This is a genomic window from Mycolicibacterium komossense, assembly GCF_025822605.1.
Classification (GTDB): Bacteria; Actinomycetota; Actinomycetes; order Mycobacteriales; family Mycobacteriaceae; genus Mycobacterium; species Mycobacterium komossense.
The window spans coordinates 57,795-72,933 of the sequence record NZ_JACKTY010000009.1 but is presented as its reverse complement, the minus strand read 5'-3'; the positions used below and the strand labels follow the sequence as shown (position 1 = coordinate 72,933).

At 69.2% G+C, this 15,139-nt stretch carries 13 protein-coding genes; 10 read left to right on the top strand and 3 right to left on the bottom strand.

All coding sequences use genetic code 11. The features are described from left to right. Positions 1–158: 158 nt before the first annotated feature. On the top strand, positions 159–503 hold the full coding sequence (locus tag H7J73_RS01540; RefSeq protein WP_264065468.1) for a hypothetical protein: 345 nt from the start codon (positions 159–161) through the stop codon (positions 501–503). 27 nt (positions 504–530) lie between these two features. Here H7J73_RS01540 and H7J73_RS01535 read toward each other — a convergent pair whose 3' ends face one another. Continuing rightward, positions 531–1,136 (bottom strand): YqgE/AlgH family protein, encoded by a 606-nt coding sequence (locus H7J73_RS01535; protein ID WP_264065467.1) that lies wholly within the window; start codon positions 1,134–1,136, stop codon positions 531–533. A 184-nt stretch (positions 1,137–1,320) separates the two neighbouring features. Between H7J73_RS01535 and H7J73_RS01530 the strand changes: the two genes are divergently transcribed. Further along, positions 1,321–2,601 carry an MFS transporter gene (locus H7J73_RS01530; RefSeq protein WP_264065466.1) on the top strand — a complete coding sequence of 427 codons (1,281 nt, stop codon included), beginning with the start codon at positions 1,321–1,323 and terminating at the stop codon, positions 2,599–2,601. A gap of 9 nt (positions 2,602–2,610) precedes the next feature. Continuing rightward, positions 2,611–3,384: a TIGR03084 family metal-binding protein gene (locus H7J73_RS01525; RefSeq protein WP_264065465.1), complete on the top strand. Its 774-nt coding sequence runs from the start codon at positions 2,611–2,613 to the stop codon at positions 3,382–3,384. A gap of 109 nt (positions 3,385–3,493) precedes the next feature. On the opposite strand, the gene H7J73_RS01520 is transcribed toward H7J73_RS01525, so the two are convergent. Next, on the bottom strand, positions 3,494–4,033 hold the full coding sequence (locus H7J73_RS01520) for a pullulanase (RefSeq protein ID WP_264065464.1): 540 nt from the start codon (positions 4,031–4,033) through the stop codon (positions 3,494–3,496). A 6-nt stretch (positions 4,034–4,039) separates the two neighbouring features. Continuing rightward, a complete protein-coding gene (locus tag H7J73_RS01515; RefSeq protein ID WP_264065463.1) occupies positions 4,040–5,503 on the bottom strand; it encodes a CCA tRNA nucleotidyltransferase in 1,464 nt (487 codons plus the stop codon). Positions 5,504–5,623: 120 nt separating this feature from the next. On the opposite strand from H7J73_RS01515, the gene H7J73_RS01510 reads away from it, so the two are divergent. The 7 genes from H7J73_RS01510 to trxA all read left to right on the top strand — a co-directional run bounded on the left by H7J73_RS01510 (position 5,624) and on the right by trxA (position 15,078). Beyond that, positions 5,624–6,427 (top strand): NUDIX hydrolase, encoded by an 804-nt coding sequence (locus H7J73_RS01510; protein ID WP_264065462.1) that lies wholly within the window; start codon positions 5,624–5,626, stop codon positions 6,425–6,427. Next, positions 6,424–8,799 (top strand): hypothetical protein, encoded by a 2,376-nt coding sequence (locus H7J73_RS01505; RefSeq protein ID WP_264065461.1) that lies wholly within the window; start codon positions 6,424–6,426, stop codon positions 8,797–8,799. The genes H7J73_RS01510 and H7J73_RS01505 overlap by 4 nt, the downstream gene beginning before the upstream one ends. After that, positions 8,796–12,440: a murein biosynthesis integral membrane protein MurJ gene (gene murJ, locus H7J73_RS01500; RefSeq protein ID WP_264065460.1), complete on the top strand. Its 3,645-nt coding sequence runs from the start codon at positions 8,796–8,798 to the stop codon at positions 12,438–12,440. Before H7J73_RS01505 ends, murJ begins: the two co-directional genes overlap by 4 nt. Positions 12,441–12,502: 62 nt before the next feature. Further along, a complete protein-coding gene (gene sigM, locus H7J73_RS01495) occupies positions 12,503–13,066 on the top strand; it encodes an RNA polymerase sigma factor SigM (RefSeq protein ID WP_264065471.1) in 564 nt (187 codons plus the stop codon). Beyond that, positions 13,063–13,617 carry an RsmA family anti-sigma factor gene (locus H7J73_RS01490; RefSeq protein WP_264065459.1) on the top strand — a complete coding sequence of 185 codons (555 nt, stop codon included), beginning with the start codon at positions 13,063–13,065 and terminating at the stop codon, positions 13,615–13,617. Before sigM ends, H7J73_RS01490 begins: the two co-directional genes overlap by 4 nt. Before the next feature lie 127 nt (positions 13,618–13,744). Then, entirely contained in the window at positions 13,745–14,743 is a 999-nt protein-coding gene (gene trxB, locus H7J73_RS01485; RefSeq protein ID WP_264065458.1) for a thioredoxin-disulfide reductase, read from the top strand. After that, a complete protein-coding gene (gene trxA, locus H7J73_RS01480) occupies positions 14,740–15,078 on the top strand; it encodes a thioredoxin (protein ID WP_264065456.1) in 339 nt (112 codons plus the stop codon). The genes trxB and trxA overlap by 4 nt, the downstream gene beginning before the upstream one ends. Positions 15,079–15,139 lie beyond the last annotated feature (61 nt).

Genomic DNA, 15,139 nt, shown 5'->3' with positions numbered 1-15,139 from the left:
CCTGCCCGCGCCTGGCGTGCCCGCCGTGCCGGGGGCGCCCGCGGCCCCGGCCGCCGTCAGCCCGATGACCCCTGCACCCGCACTCACCGCGCCGGTCCCCGCGCCGATCAGCTGACACCAGCTGGGCATCGGGCCCCGCCGCCTCGTATGGTGTCTGCATGCTGATTGCGGGTGTGGTGTGCCTGTGCGCGGCGGTGGTATCGGCGGCTTTCGGTCTGTGGACGCTGAGCCGGCCCCGCGTCGCCGACGTCAACCAGCTGGTGTTGCGGGCGGTCGCCCCGACTCAGCTCGCCGCGGCGGTGATGCTGGCCGCGGGCGGTGTCGTGGCCCTGGCGACCCCGATGCGCACCGGCCTGGTCGTCGTCATCGTGTGCGTATTGGGCGCGCTCGGCACCGTGGCCGCCGGCTCATGGCAGAGCGCGCGGTTTGCCGCCCGCCGCGAAGAGCAGCCTGCCGACTGCGCGGGCAGCTGCGCGGCGTGCACGCTGTCCTGCCACTCCTGAGTCCCTGGCCCGACGGATGCCGCGCGGCTAGTTGCGGCTGACGTCGATCGGATGCGTCGCCAGCAGCGACAGCGGCAACGGCTGGCGGCGCAGCACCCGCGACCACAGATCCACCCGCGGTTCCACCAGAACATCAGAAGGCAACGCGGACAAGACAATCCAATCGTCGCGCTCGATCTCCCCCTCGAGCTGGCCGATTGTCCAGCCCGAGTAACCGGCGAAGATCCTGACCCCTTCGAGCATCGGGGCCAAAGCGTCGGGCTCGGCGTCGAGATCCACCATCACCATCCGGCCCGCCACATGCCGCAGACCGGGTACACCCTGCGGTTCCATCCCGACCCGCAACGTCCCCAGGCACAACGCCGCGTCGCGCTTGACCGGTCCACCGACGAACATCGTCTTGGGTTTGGTGACCAGCTTCGCCCACTGCGGCAAGACGTTGTAGACCGCCGTCTCGCTCGGCCGGTTGAGCACGACACCCAGCGTGCCGCCGTCGTTGTGTTCCACTACGTAGATCACGCTGCGACGAAACGTCGGCTCCATCAGGTCGGTGTTGGCCAGCAGTAGGGTGCCCGCGCGCACGCGATGCGTCGCCGGGGCGATGAAATCCTCGGGGTCCTCAGACTGGGCCACGGGTCCATCATCGCACCAGCACGCCGCCGGCGGTGCGAACCAGGGCAGCCTGCCGATGATATTTGTAGGCTGGATCGGGGTAAGCGGGACGTCTCGTGTGCTTGCACAGCGCCGATGAGGAACTAGGAAGTGATACGTGGTCGACGCGCGGGCGTCCGTTGCCATGTGGCGGTCGGCGCGCAGCATGCCAGAGTTCTGGCGGCTGCTGCTGGTAAGGATGACAAGCCAGTTCGGCGACGGCCTGTTCCAGGCCGGGCTCGCCGGTGGGCTGCTGTTCAACCCCGACCGCGCCGCGACGCCATGGCAGATCGCCGGCTCCTTCGCGGTGCTGTTCCTGCCCTACTCTCTGCTCGGCCCCTTTGCCGGGGCCCTGTTGGACCGGTGGGACCGCCGCGTGGTGCTCGTCGGCGCCAACCTGGGCCGGTTGGTGCTCACCCTCGGCGTCGCGGTACTGCTGGCCGTCGGCGCCAGCGACATGACCGTGTTGTGCGGGGCGCTGATCGTCAACGGCTTCACCCGCTTCGTCGCGTCCGGGCTCTCGGCTTCGCTACCGCATGTGGTGCCGCGCGAACAGGTCGTGACCATGAACTCGGTGTCCATCGCGGTCGGCGCGACGGCGACGTTCCTGGGCGCCAACTTCATGCTGGTACCGCGCTGGCTGCTGGGATCCGGGGACGCCGGGGCGGCCGCGATCATCTTCATCGTGACGATCCCGGTGACGGTTGCGCTGGCGCTGGCGCTGCGGTTCCCGGCTCGTGTGCTCGGCCCGGACCACACCGCGCGAGCTATCCACGGTTCAGCGTTCTACGCGGTGGCTACCGGCTGGCTGCACGGGGCACGCACGGTGTTCTCCGTGCCGTCGGTGGCGGCGACGCTGGCCGGTCTGGCCGCCCATCGCATGGTCTTCGGGATCAACACCCTGCTGGTGCTGGTGATCGTGCGCCATACCGATGTTCCCACCGTGGCCGTTGCGGGTTTCGGCAGTGCGCTGGTGTTCGTAGCGGCCACCGGCTCCGGATCCTTCCTCGCGACCGTCCTCACTCCGGCGTCGGTGAAGCGGTGGGGCCGCTATCGAACCGCCAACGGCGCCCTCATCGCCGGCGCCCTGATCCAACTTGCCGGAGTGGGCCTTGCGCTACCCGTGATGGTGGTGTGCGGATTCCTGCTCGGCGCGGCAGGCCAGATGGTCAAACTCTGTGCCGATTCGGCCATGCAGATCGACGTCGACGACGCGCTGCGCGGACACGTCTTCGCCGTGCAGGATTCGTTGTTCTGGTTGTCATTCGTCGGAGCCGTCGCGGTGTCCGCCGCCGTGATCCCCGCCGACGGTCACGCCCCGGGACTGGCCATCGCCGGCTCGGTGATCTATCTGCTCGGGCTGGCGATCCACGCCACTGTCGGCCGCCGCGCGCGACCGTCCAGCCAAGACGCGACCGCGAGACTGGACCTGATACCGCCGGACTAGGGTGACCCCATGGCCGATGCAGGTCCCATGATCACCGATCTGGAAGCCGAGAGCGACGCGCTCGATGCGCTGATCGGGCCGCTGCCACCCGACCAGTGGGCGACACCGACACCCGCGCCGGCGTGGACCATCGCACATCAGATAGCGCACCTGCTGTGGACCGATCGCGTCGCGTTGCTGTCAGTCACCGACGAAGCCGCGTTCGGTGAGGTCCTGACTCAGGCCGCAGCCAACCCGCTCGGCTTCGTCGACGTGGCCGCCGAGGAGTTGGCGGGCGTGGGCCCGGCCGAGTTGCTGAGCCAGTGGCGCTCCACCCGGACGCAGCTGCACGAGGAACTGCGGCTGGTCCCCGAGAGCCGCAAGTTGTTGTGGTTCGGGCCCCCGATGAGTGCCGCGTCGATGGCAACCGCGCGGCTGATGGAGACGTGGGCGCACGGCCTGGACGTGGCGGACGCGCTGGGGGTCACCCGCCCCGCGACGGACCGGCTGCGCTCGATCGCACATCTCGGCGTGCGTACCCGCGACTTCGCCTTCGGCGTCCACGGGCTGCCGGCGCCGAATGAACCGTTCCACGTGAAACTTCGCGCGCCCGACGGCAGCAGCTGGGAATGGGGCCCTCCCGACGCGGCCCAGCGGGTCATCGGCAGCGGTGAGGATTTCTGCCAGTTGGTCACGCAGCGGCGGCCGTTACGTGACCTCGAGATCGTCGCCGAGGGGACCGATGCGGCCAAGTGGGTGGAAATAGCGCAGGCCTTCGCGGGGCCGCCCGGCGCGGGTCGGTGAGCGCGGGTCGATGAGCGCGGGTCGGTGAGCGCGGGTCCTAGCTCCGGCGAGCAGACGTAAACCACCCTCGACACGCCGGGCAGAAGAGGACGTTTGCGTCTGCTCGCGGTCAGAGCGCCGTGGCGTCATCGGCGCTGCCGTCACCGTCGCCGTCGATCAGCTTGACGTCCCAGTGCCCGTCTCCGTCGGTGTCGACGTAGGCGGCGGTGTAGCCGGGCGCACCATCGGCCGAGCCGCCGCCGATCAGCACGCGGTCGGCCAGACCGTCGGCGTCTGCGTCGAGCACCCGATCGTCCGACGACCCGTCGAGATCGAAATCGATCAGCGGCCCACCGGTGTGCTCGGTGCCGTCGAGGCCGAACCACCGCAGCTGCCCACCGGCACGTGAGACCCGGTCCACCGGCACCGACCACGTTCCCGAGCCGTCATCGGTGAACCAGCTCTCCCCTGAGCCGTCGTCGTCCACATCGAGCAGCGCGTGATCGGCAATACCGTCACCGTCGAGGTCGGCCAGTGCGTCGTCGCGCAGGCCGTCGCCATCGAAATCCAGCCCGATCGCATCGAGCGTCCCGTCGCCGTCGCTGTCGATATCCGGTGACCCGGTCCACATCGAGGCGATGCCGTCACCCGCGCCGAAGCAGTACTCCATAACGGATCAGACGCTGGATTGGCCCTCGCGGTTCCCTTTTGCCGCCCACCAGGACAGCAGCTCGGCCTCGGCCTCATCCGGGTCCAACGGGCCGCGATCGAGCCGCAGCTCCTTCAGGAACCGCCAGGCCTCCCCCACCTGAGGGCCGGCCGGGATGTCGAGCAATTCCATGATCGCGTTGCCGTCGAGGTCGGGCCGGACCCGCTGCAGGTCCTCCTTGGCGGCCAGCGCCGAGATCCGCTGTTCCAGTTCGCCGTAGTTGTTCTGCAACCGGGCGGCACGTTTCTTGTTCCTGGTAGTGCAGTCGGCGCGGACCAATTTGTGCAGCTGCGGCAGCAACGGACCGGCGTCGGTGACATACCGGCGGACTGCAGAATCAGTCCACTTTCCGTCGCCGTACCCGTGGAACCGCAGATGCAGATACACCAGCTGGGACACGTCGTCGACCATCTGCTTGGAGTACTTCAGCGCCCGCATCCGCTTGCGGACCATCTTCGCCCCGACCACCTCGTGGTGGTGGAAGCTGACTCCGCCGTCGCCCTCGTGCTTACGGGTCGGCGGCTTGCCGATGTCGTGTAGCAGCGCCGCCCAGCGCAGCACCAGGTCGGGCTCGCCGGGATTCTCCAAATCGATGGCCTGGCGCAGCACCGTCAGCGAATGCTGGTAGACGTCCTTGTGTTGGTGGTGCTCGTCGATGGCCATCCGCATCGCCCCCACCTCGGGCAGCACCTCCTCGCCGAGGCCGGTCTGCACCATCAGGTCGATACCCGCGACCGGATCGGCGCCGAGGATCAGCTTGTCCAGCTCGGCGGCGATCCGCTCGGCCGTGATCCGCGACATCTCCGGTGCCATCTCCGCCATCGCGGTGCGCACCCGCGGGGCGACCGTGAAACCGAGCTGTGAGACGAACCGGGCTGCCCGCAACATCCGCAGCGGATCGTCACCGAAGGACACCTCGGGGGCCGACGGGGTGTCCAGGATCTGATGCTGCAAGGCCACCAATCCACCCAGCGGGTCGACGAATTCGCCGATTCCGGCCCCGGTGATACGGACCGCCATCGCGTTGACGGTGAAATCACGGCGTTTGAGGTCATCGACCAACGTGTCGCCGAATTGCACCTGCGGATTCCGCGACACCCGGTCATAGGTGTCCGCGCGGAACGTGGTGATCTCGAGGCGCCGGTTGCCGCGCGTCGCGCCGATGGTGCCGAACTCGATACCGGTGTCCCACAGGCCGTCGGCCCACGGCCGCAACAGCTTCTGCACCTCGGCGGGCCGCGCGTCGGTGGTGAAATCCAGATCGGTGCTCAGCCGACCCAGGAGCGCGTCGCGCACACTGCCGCCGACCAGGTACAGCTCGCGATCGGCCGCAGCGAACACCGCGCCCAGACTTCCCAGGGGTTCGGCCAGGTCATTGAGCGCCACGAATGCGCGCGCCAGCAGCGCAGCGTCGTTATCTCCCTCGGGCACGTTCGATGAGCCTAGTGCGCACGCCCGAGCCGCTCCTAACCGAACTCGTCTGGCCGGCGACCCCTTCGACACCGGCGAGTGCGCCGAGCCGGCGTGTCGGTGCCAACTACTATCGCTTGGGTGTCGGACGGCGAACAGGCGAAACCACGGCGGCGCCGCGGCCGGCGCCGCGGTCGGCGCGCTGCCGGGCCGCCGCAGGCCGGTACCGATCGCAACTCCGGTCACCAGAACTCCCTGGCCGAAACGTCCTCAACCGACGCGTCGGCGGTGGCCGCCCAGAACCAATCGACTCCGGCTCCGGCCAAACCACACCGTCAACGCGGTCATCACAAAGGCCCTGACCGGCTGCGCACCGTGCACGAAACCTCGGCAGGCGGCCTGGTGATCGACGGTATCGACGGTCCCCGCGAAGAACAGGTGGCGGCGCTGATCGGTCGTCTCGACCGCCGCGGCCGAATGTTGTGGTCACTGCCCAAGGGACACATCGAACAGGGCGAGACCGCCGAGCAGACCGCCATCAGGGAGGTCGCCGAAGAGACCGGCATCCGGGGCAGCGTGCTGGCCGCCCTCGGCAGCATCGACTACTGGTTCGTCACCGAAGGCAGTCGCGTCCACAAGACGGTCCACCACTATCTGTTGCGGTTCTCCGGCGGCGAGCTGTCCGACGACGACATCGAAGTGAGCGAAGTCGCCTGGGTGCCCGTCCAGGAACTGCCGTCGCGGCTGGCCTACGCCGACGAACGCCGGCTCGCCGAGGTCGCCGGTGAACTGATCCACAAACTGCAGACCGATGGGCCCGGCGCGCTGCCGCCGCTGCCGCGCAGCGCACCGCGCAGACGGGGCCAGACCCACTCGCACGCCCGCAATCGCCGTCCCGATGAATCAGCACCTGGCCGGGCGAACGGTTGCGGACCGGCACCATGATCTCGTCGCGGCGCACGCCCGGGACATCACGCCGGGCGCACCGCGCCGTGACAGCCGCCCGGATCATCGGCGTGATCGCACTGCTGGCGACCGTCTTGCTTCCGGCAGCCCTCCCGCAGGCCGCCGCGGGCGAACCCGGTGCCATGCCGTTTCTGGTGGTCCGCGTCGACAGCGTCTCCCCCGATGTCGTCACCACCGCCAGCGGCGCCGCGGTGACCGTGACCGCAACGGTATCCAACGTCGGTGACCGGCCCGTCCGTGACATCGTCGCCCGCCTCGAACAGGCCCCGGCGGTCACCTCATCGGCACAGCTGCGCACCGACCTCGGCGGGGACACCAGCCAGTACTCGCCGGTCGCCCCGTTCATCACCGTGACACCCGAACTGGAGCGCGGCCAGGAAGCTCGGTTCACGCTGTCCTATCCGCTGCGCTCACCGACGGATCCGGCACTGGGATTCACCGCACCGGGGGTTTATCCCCTGCTGGTCAACATCAACGGGACCCCCGATTACGGGGCCCCGGCGCGTCTCGACGATGCCAGGTTCCTGCTGCCGGTCGCGGGGTTGCCTCCCCCCGCCCAGGCGGTCGACGCGGTGCCCGGCAGCGGTATGGACGGCGTGCTCGCGCCCGACACCAGCCGACCTGTGCAGCTGACCATGATCTGGCCGCTGGCCGACCGGCCCCGCCTGGCGCCGGGGGTGCCCGGCGGGAGCTCGCCGGTCCGGTTGATGAACGACGACCTCGCGGGCTCGCTGAGCCCGGGTGGTCGCCTCGACACCCTGCTGGCGGCAGCGGAATTCGCGACCAGCCCCGAGGTTGATCCGGGCGGTGAGGTGACCCGCGCGATGTGCCTCGCGGTCGACCCCGATCTGCTGGTCACGGTGAACGCCATGACGGCCGGTTACGTGGTGTCCAACTCCCCCGACGGGCTCGGCACCGACAGCCACCCCGGAACCGGTCAGGCCGCGGCGACCGGCTGGCTGGACCGGTTACGCGCGCTGGCCAAGCGCATGTGCGTCGCGGCAACCCCGTATGCGCAGGCGGATCTCGATGCCCTCTCCCGGGTCGGCGATCCGGGCCTGAGCGCCTTCGCCACCCAGGGCGCCACCGATCTCGCCGACCAGATCCTGGGTGTCACCACCACCCGCGGCGCCACCCTGGTCGGTGACGGCCCGCTGACCGATCGCGTCGTCGACCTGCTCAGCGCCCAGGGCACCGGGCCTGGCCAGACGGTCGCGATCGCGGCCGCCGACTGCACCGCGCAGGACTCGGCCGGCGAGTCGCCCACCGCCGATCTGACCCCGCGCCGGGTGTCCCCCCGAGTTGTCACCGTGCCGTTCGATCCCACGGTCGGAGCTGCGCTGGCCGGCCTCGGCAACGACCCGGGCGTACCTTCGTACCTCGACTCGTCGCTGGATGTTCCGGTGCACCACGACTCGGCCGTCGCGCGCCGACAGGATGCCCAGGGCTCGATGCTGTGGCGCGGGCTGCACCCCGAGACCGATCCCCGCAGCCAGATCCTGATGCCACCGATGAACTGGGATCTGCAGCCCGACGACGCACAGGCCGTTCTGACGACTCTGGCCACCACCATCCATTCAGGCCTCGCTGTCCCGCGGCCGCTGCCCGAGGTGATCGCCGACGCCGCCGAGCTCGCCGGCCAACCGAAGCCGCCGTCCGCCACCGATGCCACCGCCCAGGGCCGGTTCGACGACGCGGTGATCGGCCAAATCTCGGACCAGGTCGGCCGGCTGTGGGGCCTGACCGCCGCGATGACCACCAACGAGCAGACCGGTCTGACCGGCATTGCCTACACCGCCCCTCTGCGTGAGGACATGCTGCGCGCGCTGAGCCAGGCGTTGTCCCCGCAGGCGCGCAACGGCGTGGCCGAACAACACCTCGCGGTCGTCGGCAACACCATCGACGACCTGTTCCACGGCGTGACGATCGTCAACCCGGGCGGGTCGTACACGCTGGCCACCGAGCACAGTCCCCTGCCGCTGGCGCTGCGTAACGATCTGGCGGTCCCGATCCGGGTGCGATTGCAGGTCGACGCCCCCCCGGGCATGACAGTCACCGATATGGGCGAACAGGAGCTACCGCCGGGGTTCCTGCCACTGCGGGTGCCGATCGAGGTGCACTTCACCCAGCGGGTCGCCGTCGACGTCTCACTGCGCACCCCGGACGGCTTGCCGCTGGGTGAACCGGTGCGGTTATCGGTGCATTCGAACGCCTACGGCAAGGTGCTGTTCTTCATCACCCTGTGCGCGGCGGCGGTGCTGGTGGTGCTCACCGGGCGACGGCTGTGGCACCGCTTCCGCGGTGAGCCCGACCGCGCCGACCTCGACCGTCCCAGCCCGCGCCGGCTATGAACACCGCAGGCCCACGGGTTCCGCCGCCACCGCCGCGGCGCCCGGTTCGCCCCACCGCACCTCCGCCGCGACGCGATGACGCGCAGCGCAGCGCGGTCCGCACCGAACTGTCGGATGCCGCCGTCGTCTCCCGGTCCTGGGGCATGGCCCTGGCCACGCTGGTCAGCCGGCTGACCGGATTCATCAGGATCGTGTTACTGGCGGCGATCCTCGGCGCCGCACTGTCGAGTTCGTTCACCATCGCCAACCAGTTGCCGAACCTGGTCGCCGCGCTGGTGCTGGAAGCGACGTTCACCGCGATCTTCGTGCCGGTGCTGGCCCGCGCCGAACGCGACGACCCCGACGGCGGTGCCGCATTCGTCCGCCGCCTCGTCACGCTGGCCACCACCCTGTTGCTGCTGACCACCGTGCTCTCGGTGGCCGGGGCGCCGCTGCTGGTGCGGTTGATGCTGGGCAACCACCCGCAGGTCAACGAATCGCTGACCACCGCGTTCGCCTATCTGCTGCTGCCCCAAGTCATCTTCTACGGGTTGTCCGCGGTGTTCATGGCGATCCTCAACAACCGCAACGTGTTCGGCGCACCCGCGTGGGCGCCGGTGGTGAACAACGTGGTCGCGATCGCCACCCTGGGCTTGTATGTGCTTGTCCCCGGCGAGCTTTCGATCGACCCGGTCAAGATGGGCAACGCCAAGCTACTGGTCCTCGGCATCGGGACGACGCTCGGCGTGTTCGCCCAGACCGCGGTCCTGCTGCTCGCCATCCGGCGCCAGCACATCAGTCTGCGGCCACTGTGGGGTGTCGACGACCGGCTCAAGCGATTCGGTGCGATGGCCGCGGCGATGGTGCTCTACGTCCTGATCAGTCAGCTGGGCCTGGTGATCGGCAATCAGATCGCCAGTTCCGCAGCGGCGTCCGGGCCGGCCATCTACAACTACACCTGGCTGGTGCTGCAGCTGCCGTTCGGCATCATCGGTGTCACCGTGCTGACGGTGGTGATGCCCCGGCTGTCGCGCAACGCCGCCGCCGACGACACCCCCGCGGTGATCGCCGACCTGTCGTTGGCCACCCGGCTGACCATGGTCACGCTGATCCCGATCGTCGCGTTCATGACCGTCGGCGGACCGGCGATCGGCAGCGCGCTGTTCGCCTACGGCAAGTTCGGTGAGGTCGACGCCAACTATCTGGGGCTGTCGATTGCGCTCTCGGCGTTCACCCTGATCCCCTACGCACTGGTCTTGATGCAGCTGCGGGTGTTCTACGCCAGGGAGCAACCCTGGACGCCGATCATCGTCATCGTCGTGATTACCGCGGTGAAGATCGTGGCCTCCTTCGCCGCGCCGCACGTCACCCACAATCCCGAGCTCGTCGCCGGATTCCTCGGGCTGGCAAACGGTCTCGGCTTCGTGGCGGGTGCGGTGGTCGGATACTTCCTGCTGCGGCGCAAGCTACTCCCGCGCGGCGGTCCACTGCTGGACATCACCGTGATCCGGACCATGCTGGTAACGATCACTGCTTCCCTGCTTGCCGGACTCATCGCGCACGTCGTCGACAAGCTGCTGGGCCTGGAGGCGCTGACCGTGCACGGAGGTGGGGCCGGATCGCTGCTGCGGCTTTTCGTGCTCGGCGTGATCATGCTGCCGATCCTGGCCTGGGTGCTGCTGGCCGCCAAAGTGCCCGAGGCGTTGGCCGCCCGCGCGCTGGTGCGTCGCCGGTTGGGCCGTCCCGAACCGGTTGCCACCGCCCGGGCCGTCGCGGCGGACACACGCACCCCCGTCCGTCGTGTCACGTACTCTGAGCACAGAAATGTGCCCGTACCGGGGCGCTGGCCAGCCCAGGAGTCCGTCCGGAACGGGCCGCCGGCAGGCGTAGCCGGTGCTGGCTCGGGGAAAGGACCGGCGGTGACTGACGATCCTTTGGGCGGCACTGGGCACGACGCCGGCGCATCCCCCACGACGAAGATCCCGACCGCCGGCGTCCCCGCCGCCGGAATTCCGACCGCAGCGGGCGACTTCCAGCCTGATGTACCCGTGGACCTTCAGCTCGGCACCGTGTCGCCCCCAGGCGCGCCGAATCGACGCCCCGTCGACTTCGCCGGGGACCCGTCGCGCGAGCCGATCGCGTTCGACGCCCCGCGTGAGTCGGCGATGGACACCTCCGCGCCGGAAGACGATGTGCATTTGATCCCGGGCGCCAGCATCGCCGGCGGCCGCTACCGGCTGCTGGTGTTCCACGGCGGTCCGCCGAACCTGCAGTTCTGGCAGGCCCTGGACACCGCTCTGGACCGACAGGTGGCGCTGACGTTTGTCGACCCGGACCGCGCGCTGCCTGAGGAAGAGCTACAGGAGATCCTGGCCCGCACGTTGCGGCTGAGTCGGCTCGACCGCCCCGGGATCGCCCGGGTGCTCGACGTGGCCCACACCGGGGCGGGCGGGCTGGTGGTCTCGGAATGGATTCGCGGCGGCTCACTTCAAGAGGTCGCCGACACCTCGCCGTCTCCCATCGGCGGCGCCCGCGCCATCCAGTCATTGGCTGCGGCCGCCGACACCGCACACCACGCCGGTGTCGCCCTCTCGATCGATCACCCCAGCCGTGTCCGGGTCAGCATCGAAGGTGATGTGGCACTTGCCTTTCCCGCAACGCTGCCCGACGCCACCCCGGAGGACGATATCCGCGGGATCGGCGCCGCCCTGTACGCGTTGCTGGTCAACCGCTGGCCGCTGCCGGAGACCGGCGTGCCAAGCGGGCTGGCGCCGGCCGACGTCGACTCGACCGGACAACCGGTCGAACCGCGCTCGGTCGATCAGGAGATCCCGTTCCAGATTTCGGCCGCCGCGGCCCGGTCCGTACAGGATGGCGGCGGAATCCGCACCGCGCCAACACTTCTCAACCTATTGCAGCAGGCGACCGCGCTGGCTGACCGTACCGAGCTGATCGAACCGGTCGACGCCGACGAACCGCCGCCAGGTCCGATACGCAACGACACGCCCGAGGCGGCCGCAGCCAAGGCCCGTCGGCGCAAGGGCCTGCTGATCGGGTTGGGCGTCGCCGGGGCCATCGCCGTGGTCGCACTGGTGGTCCTGGCCTCGGTGCTGAGCAAGATCTTCGGCGACGTCGGCGGCGGCATCAACGGCGACCAACTCGGCCTCAATCCCTCGGAGTCCAGCAGCCAGACCTCCGGCGCGGCATCGGGCTCACTGGTGAAACCTGTTCGCGCAACCGTCTTCTCACCCGAGGGTGAGGCAGACGCTCCGAGCCTGGCCGGGCTGGCGATCGATGGCAACCCGGCGACCGTGTGGCCGAGCGACACCTACTCGGACCCCTCACCGTTCCCGGGCTTCAAAAACGGTGTCGGCCTGATGCTGCAACTGCCCCAGCCGACCACCGTGGGTGCGGTGACGATCAATGTCACCAGCACCGGGACCGCGGTGCAGATCCGATCGGCCTCGACACCCACCCCGGCCACCCTCGACGACACCACCGCGTTGACCCCGCCGACGCCGTTGCAGCCGGGCAACAACACGATCCAGGTCAACAGTGCCGCACCGACCTCCAACCTGCTGGTGTGGATCTCCACACTGGGCACAGTCGACGGCAAGAGCCGCACCGATGTCGCTGAGATCACGGTGCGAGCGGCGTCCTAACAACCCTGCCCGCGGGTGAAGTGCCCCCGGCCGGTGCTCTGGTTACTGTCCGGCTCGTGGTCATCACGGGGCGGGCTGACACCGCGGAACGTACCGACGCCGAGCTGCTGGCCGCGCACGTCGCCGGCGATCTGTACGCCTTCGAGGAACTCATCGGCAGGCACTACCGGCAGCTGTACCGGCTGGCGACGCTGCGCTGCGGCTGCCCCGAGGACGCCGCCGACGCACTACAGGAAGCGCTGCTGGCGGCGCACCGCGGCGCCGCGACCTTCCGGCACCATGCCGCCGTCAGCAGCTGGCTGCACCGCATTGTCGTCAACGCCTGTCTGGACCGGTTGCGCCGGCACCGCAATCACCCGACCGTCGCTCTGGATGCCTCCTCGGCTCTCGCAGCCCATCCCATCAGCGATCGGACGGCCCAGGTGGAAACGACGATCGTGGTGCATCACGCTCTGCGCCGGTTGACCCACGATCAGCGCGCCGCAGTGGTGGCCGTCGACATGCAGGGCTATTCGGTGGCCGAGGCCGCCCGACTGCTTGGTATCGCCGAGGGCACCGTGAAAAGCCGCTGCGCCAGGGGCCGCGCCCGGCTGGCGGTGGAGCTGCGATATCAGGACTGCGCGTGACCGCCGCGGCCATCCCGCACACTGGCGCAGTGGTAAACAGTCCACCCGACCCCGCCGGCGGGCATCAGGTGATCGAACCGCCCGCCGGCGCCACGCACTCGGTGCGCCCGGGCGATCGCCGGCTACGCCTTATCGCCGCCATCACCGGGCTGGCGGCGGTGGTCGCGGCCATCGGGGTGGGCACCGCCGCGCTCGTGCGCTCCCCGGCCGCGATGACCAGCACCGTCACCACGGCAAACTTCATCACGGTCAGCGTGCCGCCGGCGGCCGTCCCGCTCTCCGCCCCCCAGATCGCCGGCCTGCTGGGCGAACCGCCCGATTTCGGTGCGCTCGGCGAGCCCGCCCGCCGCGCCTCGTGTCTGACCGGCCTGGGATATCCCGGCACGACGACGATCCTGGGTGCCACCCCGGTGCAGATCAACAACCGGCCCGGGGTGCTGTTGGTGTTGGAAGGAGACTCCCCGGCCATGCTGACCGCGCTGGCGGTGGCGCCGAATTGCAGCTCAGCGGGCACCGGGCTGCTCGCCGACACCGCGGTGCCCCGGCCGTGATGCGACGCGGCGCATCCAGAGCACCCCGCCGGGACGCCACAGGGAACAGCCGGGCCTACCCTGGTGTTGACAACTCTGCCGGCGAAGGCAGCGTACTGCCCGCTACGGCAAGCACAGAAAGGCCCGCATGACCGCCTCAACGAACGTTCACGACGTCATCGTGATCGGCTCCGGTCCCGCTGGATACACCGCGGCCATCTACGCCGCCCGTGCCGAGCTCGCACCTGTGGTGTTCGAGGGCACGGCGTTCGGCGGCGCGCTGATGACCACCACCGAGGTGGAGAACTATCCCGGTTTCAAGTCGGGCATCACCGGTCCTGAACTGATGGACGAGATGCGGGAGCAGGCGCTGCGCTTCGGGGCCGACCTGCAGATGGAAGACATCGAGGCGGTCTCGCTGACCGGCCCCGTCAAGACCGTCACCACCTCCGGTGGCGAGACCTTTTCCGCGCGCGCGATCATCCTCGCGATGGGTGCCGCCGCCCGCTATCTGGGCGTCCCCGGTGAGCAGGAGCTGCTCGGCCGCGGTGTCAGCGCCTGTGCCACCTGCGACGGCTTCTTCTTCAAGGACCAGGACATCGCGGTGATCGGCGGCGGTGACTCCGCCATGGAGGAAGCGACCTTCCTCACCCGATTCGCGCGCAGCGTGACGATCGTGCACCGGCGCGAAGAGTTCCGGGCATCCAAGATCATGCTCGAGCGGGCTCGCGCCAACGACAAGATCACCTTCCTGCTGAACACCCAGGTGGTGGCTGTCGAAGGCGACGGCACCGTGACCGGTCTGCGGGTGCACAGCACCGAGACCGGCGCCGACTCCACGCTCCCCGTGACGGGTGTCTTCGTCGCCATCGGCCATGATCCGCGCTCCGCGCTGGTCCGTGACATCGTCGAACTCGATGCCGAGGGCTACGTCGTCGTGCAGCGCGGTTCGACGGCGACCTCCGTGGACGGTGTGTTCGCCGCCGGCGACCTGGTCGACCACACCTACCGACAGGCGATCACCGCCGCGGGTATGGGTTGCTCGGCGGCCATCGACGCCGAGCGCTGGCTTGCCGATCGTGACGACGAGCACACTGCACCTGCCGACCAGACAACCATCTCCGACCTGATTGGGGCCAAGCAATGACCAACACCGAGCACGCCACCGTCGTCGTCTCTGACGATTCGTTCTCCGAGGATGTGCTGTCGAGCAGTACGCCTGTGCTGGTTGACTTTTGGGCTACCTGGTGCGGTCCGTGCCGCATGGTCGCACCCGTGCTGGAGGAGATCGCCACCGAGAAGTCGGGCCAACTGACGGTCGCCAAGCTCGATGTCGACGCGAATCCGAACACCGCACGCGACTTCCAGGTGGTCTCCATCCCCACCATGATCTTGTTCAAGGACGGCAAGCCTGTGAAGCGGATCGTCGGAGCCAAAGGGAAGGCTGCGCTCCTGCGCGAACTCGCCGACGACGTGAACTGAGGGCTCCAGCCGGACGAACTGACCCAAAACACCTGGACAGAAGGTCGGCGGCCGATTCCGA

Excerpts from the sequence above, each read along its gene's own strand:
- H7J73_RS01540 (WP_264065468.1), top strand. The coding sequence starts at position 159 with ATGCTGATTGCGGGTGTGGTGTGCCTGTGCGCGGCGGTGGTATCGGCG.
- H7J73_RS01530 (WP_264065466.1), top strand. The coding sequence starts at position 1,321 with ATGCCAGAGTTCTGGCGGCTGCTGCTGGTAAGGATGACAAGCCAGTTC.
- H7J73_RS01525 (WP_264065465.1), top strand. The coding sequence starts at position 2,611 with ATGGCCGATGCAGGTCCCATGATCACCGATCTGGAAGCCGAGAGCGAC.
- H7J73_RS01520 (WP_264065464.1), bottom strand. The coding sequence starts at position 4,033 with ATGGAGTACTGCTTCGGCGCGGGTGACGGCATCGCCTCGATGTGGACC.
- H7J73_RS01505 (WP_264065461.1), top strand. The coding sequence starts at position 6,424 with ATGATCTCGTCGCGGCGCACGCCCGGGACATCACGCCGGGCGCACCGC.
- murJ (WP_264065460.1), top strand. The coding sequence starts at position 8,796 with ATGAACACCGCAGGCCCACGGGTTCCGCCGCCACCGCCGCGGCGCCCG.
- trxB (WP_264065458.1), top strand. The coding sequence starts at position 13,745 with ATGACCGCCTCAACGAACGTTCACGACGTCATCGTGATCGGCTCCGGT.
- trxA (WP_264065456.1), top strand. The coding sequence starts at position 14,740 with ATGACCAACACCGAGCACGCCACCGTCGTCGTCTCTGACGATTCGTTC.